The 4,320-nt window shown below is 68.4% G+C and carries 3 protein-coding genes; all 3 read right to left on the bottom strand.

The window, feature by feature from the left end:
* Positions 1–970: TerC family protein (locus tag ACFV61_RS26420; RefSeq protein WP_380494260.1), on the bottom strand; the 970-nt coding region annotated here is incomplete at its 3' end.
* A 266-nt stretch (positions 971–1,236) separates the two neighbouring features.
* Positions 1,237–1,815 carry a TerD family protein gene (locus tag ACFV61_RS26415; protein ID WP_063349497.1) on the bottom strand — a complete coding sequence of 193 codons (579 nt, stop codon included), beginning with the start codon at positions 1,813–1,815 and terminating at the stop codon, positions 1,237–1,239.
* Positions 1,816–2,116: 301 nt separating this feature from the next.
* Positions 2,117–4,210: an excinuclease ABC subunit UvrB gene (gene uvrB, locus ACFV61_RS26410; protein WP_063349496.1), complete on the bottom strand. Its 2,094-nt coding sequence runs from the start codon at positions 4,208–4,210 to the stop codon at positions 2,117–2,119.
* Positions 4,211–4,320: the final 110 nt, after the last annotated feature.

The following is a 4,320-nucleotide window of genomic DNA, read 5'->3' as shown; positions in this document are numbered from 1 at the left end:
GCTTCTGGGCCTCGCGCTCGGCCCGTTCCTGCTTCTTCGAGGCGATCAGGCTGGTCACCGTGGTGACGGCCAGCACGACCACGATGACGCCCAGCGAGAGCGGGATGCCGATCTCCGGCACGTTCGCGCCCGCCTCGTGCGCCGCGTGCAGCACCAGCTTCACGCCGATGAAGCCGAGGATCACCGACAGGCCGTACGACAGGTGGACCAGCTTCTTCAGCAGGCCGCCGATCAGGAAGTACAGCTGACGCAGGCCCATCAGGGCGAAGGCGTTGGCGGTGAAGACGATGTACGGGTCCTGGGTCAGGCCGAAGATCGCCGGGATGGAGTCCAGCGCGAACAGCACGTCCGTGGTGCCGATCGCCAGCATCACGATCAGCATCGGGGTCATCAGCCGGCGGCCGTTCTCCCGGATGAACAACTTCGTGCCGTGGTACGTGTCGGTGGACGGGAATCGCCGCTCGATCGACTTGAGCAGGCGGTTCTCCTCGAACTCGTCCTCCTCCTCGCCGGCCCGGGCCTCCTTGATCAGCTTCCAGGCGGTCCAGATCAGGAAGGCGCCGAAGATGAAGAACACCCAGGAGAACTGGGTGACCAGCGCCGCGCCGCCGGCGATGAAGACCGCCCGCAGCACCAGCGCGATGATCACACCGAACATCAGCACGCGCTGCTGGTAGATCCTCGGCACCGCGAACTTGCCCATGATCAGGATGAAGACGAACAGGTTGTCGACACTGAGCGACTTCTCGGTGATGTAACCGGCGAAGAACTCACCGGCCGGCTGCGCGCCGGAGTGCCACCAGAGGAACCCGCCGAAGATCAGCGCCAGCACGATCCAGACCGCGGTCCAGATCCCGGCCTCCTTGATCGAGACCTCGTGCGGCTTGCGCCCTCCGATGAAGAAGTCCGCCACGATCAGTGCGATCAGCACACCGATCGTGGTGACCCACATGGTTACGGAAACGTCCACTACTGCTCCTCCGGCAGGTAGGCGAGACAGTCATCGTCACTGCCGGAGGTCTCTTCCGCCCGTCGGGCCCGCTCTCGGGGCGTCCGCACGGACCAGCGCCCCGGGGCGCCACTCGTGGGCGCCCGTGATGACGGGGACAACTGCGGGGGAATACTCCCCTCCGCTGCCATCGAGAGTAACAGGAAGCCCAAAGAAAGGTAAAGAAGGTAAAGAACCGTCAGAGATGACGTCCGGGGCGCCCGTCAGGGATGCCGCCAGGGATGCCGTCAGAGGTACGGCTCGATCGCCGGCAGCAGGTCCTGGAAGGTCCGCCCCTTGGCCGGCGCGCCGATCGCCTGCATCTCCCAGCCGCCGGCCCCGTCACGGAACACCTTCGCCATGATCTGCCCGGTGTGCGGCCCTCCCCCGGCCAGCTCGTACCGGGCCAGCTCCTCGCCCGTGGTCTCGTCCACCAGCCGGCAGTGGGCGCCCTGCACCTCCGCGAAGGTCTGCCCGGTGTACGAGCTCACCGTGAACACCACCTGGGTGATGTGCGCCGGCACGTGCAGCAGGTCCACCAGGATCGCCTCGTCGTCCTCCGTGCCGGAGCCGCCCTCCAGGTTGTCCCCGGTGTGCCGGACGGAACCGTCCGTGCTCTCCAGGTGCTGGAAGAACACCACGTCGGACGGGGTCTTCTCGGCGTACAGGAGCGCCGACGCGTCCAGGTCGATCGTCCTGGTGCGGCTGCCGAACAGGCCCCGCTTCGGCGCGGCCTGCCAGCCGAGGCCCATCCGGACCACGGTCAACGCGCCGCCCGGCCCCTTCTGGAGACTGACCCGCTGGCCCTTGGCAAGGTTCACCGACACGGCGTTGTCCTCTCTACCCGGCCACGCGGTCGCTCCCCGCGCGGCGCCACGGTGGAACACCCCGTGCCGTCCCCCGGCTGAGGCCCCCTGTTGCTGTCGCACCACCCCGTCCCGAGGTCGATGCCGCAGGCCAGCCTAGGGCCTGCGGCACCCCGCACCTCCCGGCGGTCGCCGCATTGTGGCAAGGCTGAGACACCGCCGGGCTTGACCGGTGTCACACCGGCCCGGCCCGGCGGCCGCCTCGACCCGCCTCAGCCCCCCGTCGGCCCCCGTCGGCCCCCTCGGCCCCCTCGGCCCCCGCTCAGGCCACGCCGGCCTCCCGCATCTGGCGCAGCTCCCGCTTCAGCTCCTTCACCTCGTCACGCAGCCGGGCCGCGACCTCGAACTGGAGGTCGGCGGCGGCCGCGTGCATCCGGTCCGTCATCGACTGGATCAGCTCCGCCAGCTCGGCGGCCGGCAGGCTCTCGCCCTGCTTGCGCTCCATGCCCAGGGCCGGCACCGGGGCCTTGCCCTTCCCGGCGGCCCCGCGGTAGCCGGTGGAGAGCAGCTCGTCGGTGTCCACGTCCTCGCGGGCGAGGGTGTCCAGGATGTCGCCGATCTTCTTCCGCAGCGGCTGCGGGTCGATCCCGTGCTTCTTGTTGTACGCCTGCTGCACCACCCGGCGGCGGTTGGTCTCGTCGATCGCCTTCTCCATCGACGGGGTGATCCGGTCCGCGTACATGTGCACCTGGCCCGAGACGTTTCGGGCGGCCCGCCCGATCGTCTGGATCAGCGAGGTGCCGGAGCGCAGGAAGCCCTCCTTGTCCGCGTCCAGGATCGCCACCAGCGACACCTCGGGCAGGTCCAGGCCCTCGCGCAGCAGGTTGATGCCGACCAGCACGTCGTACCTGCCCGCGCGCAGCTCGCGCAGCAGCTCCACCCGGCGCAGGGTGTCCACGTCGCTGTGCAGGTACCGGACCCGGATGTCCAGGCCGAGCATGTAGTCGGTGAGGTCCTCGGCCATCTTCTTGGTCAGCGTGGTCACCAGGACGCGCTCGTCCCGCTCCACCCGCGTGCGGACCTCGTGCACCAGGTCGTCGATCTGGCCCTCGGTCGGCTTGACGATCACCTCCGGGTCGATCAGACCGGTCGGGCGGATGATCTGCTCGACCTGGCCGTCGCCGCGGGACAGCTCGTACGGGCCGGGCGTCGCCGACAGGTACACCGTCTGGTCGATCCGCCCCAGGAACTCCTCCCACTTCAGCGGGCGGTTGTCCATCGCGGAGGGCAGCCGGAAGCCGTGCTCCACCAGGGTGCGCTTGCGCGAGGCGTCACCCTCGTACATCGCGCCGATCTGCGGGACGGTGACGTGCGACTCGTCGATGACCAGGAGGAAGTCCTCCGGGAAGTAGTCGAGCAGGGTGTTCGGCGGGGAGCCGGGCTCGCGGCCGTCGAAGTGCATCGAGTAGTTCTCGACGCCCGAGCAGGTGCCGATCTGGCGCAGCATCTCGATGTCGTAGGTGGTGCGCATGCGCAGCCGCTGGGCCTCCAGCAGCTTGCCCTGCTTCTCCTGCCGGGCGAGCGTCTCCTCCAGCTCCTTCTCGATGCCGGTGATCGCCCGCTCCATGCGTTCCGGACCGGCCACGTAGTGCGAGGCGGGGAAGACGTACACCGACTCGTCCTGGCTGATGATCTCGCCGGTGAGCGGGTGCAGGGTGTACAGCGCCTCGATCTCGTCGCCGAACATCTCGATCCGGACGGCCAGCTCCTCGTAGACCGGGAAGATCTCGATGGTGTCGCCGCGGACCCGGAAGGTGCCACGGGTGAACGCCACGTCGTTGCGGGCGTACTGGATGTCCACGAAACGGCGCAGCAGGACGTCCCGGTCGATCTCCTCGCCGACCTTGAGCGGGACCATCCGGTCCACGTACTCCTGCGGGGTGCCGAGGCCGTAGATGCAGGAGACGGAGGCGACCACGATCACGTCCCGCCTGGTCAGCAGCGAGTTGGTCGCCGAGTGCCGCAGCCGCTCGACCTCCTCGTTGATCGAGGAGTCCTTCTCGATGTAGGTGTCCGTCTGCGGGACGTACGCCTCGGGCTGGTAGTAGTCGTAGTACGAGACGAAGTACTCGACCGCGTTGTTCGGCAGCAGCTCGCGGAACTCGTTCGCCAGCTGGGCGGCCAGCGTCTTGTTCGGCGCCATCACCAGGGTGGGCCGCTGCAGCCGCTCGATCATCCAGGCCGTGGTGGCCGACTTCCCGGTACCGGTGGCACCGAGCAGGACGACGTCCTTCTCCCCGCCCTTGATCCGCCGCTCCAGCTCGGCGATCGCCGCCGGCTGGTCCCCGTTCGGCTGGAAGGGACTGACGACCTCGAAGGGCGTCACTGACCGCTCAATACTCGTGATGGGTCGCACGAGTCCACCGTACGACCCACCACCGACACTGATAGTTCTAACCGGGTCCCTGGTGGTCGTGGCTCTGCCACTGACTGACGCCCTGCTGGGCTGTCCTCCGGTTGTTCTGT

Origin of the sequence: Kitasatospora sp. NPDC059817, from assembly GCF_042731835.1 — a bacterium.
Lineage (GTDB): Bacteria > Actinomycetota > Actinomycetes > Streptomycetales > Streptomycetaceae > Kitasatospora.
The sequence above is the reverse complement of the archived record's forward strand: the minus strand, read 5'-3'. Positions and strand labels throughout refer to the sequence as shown.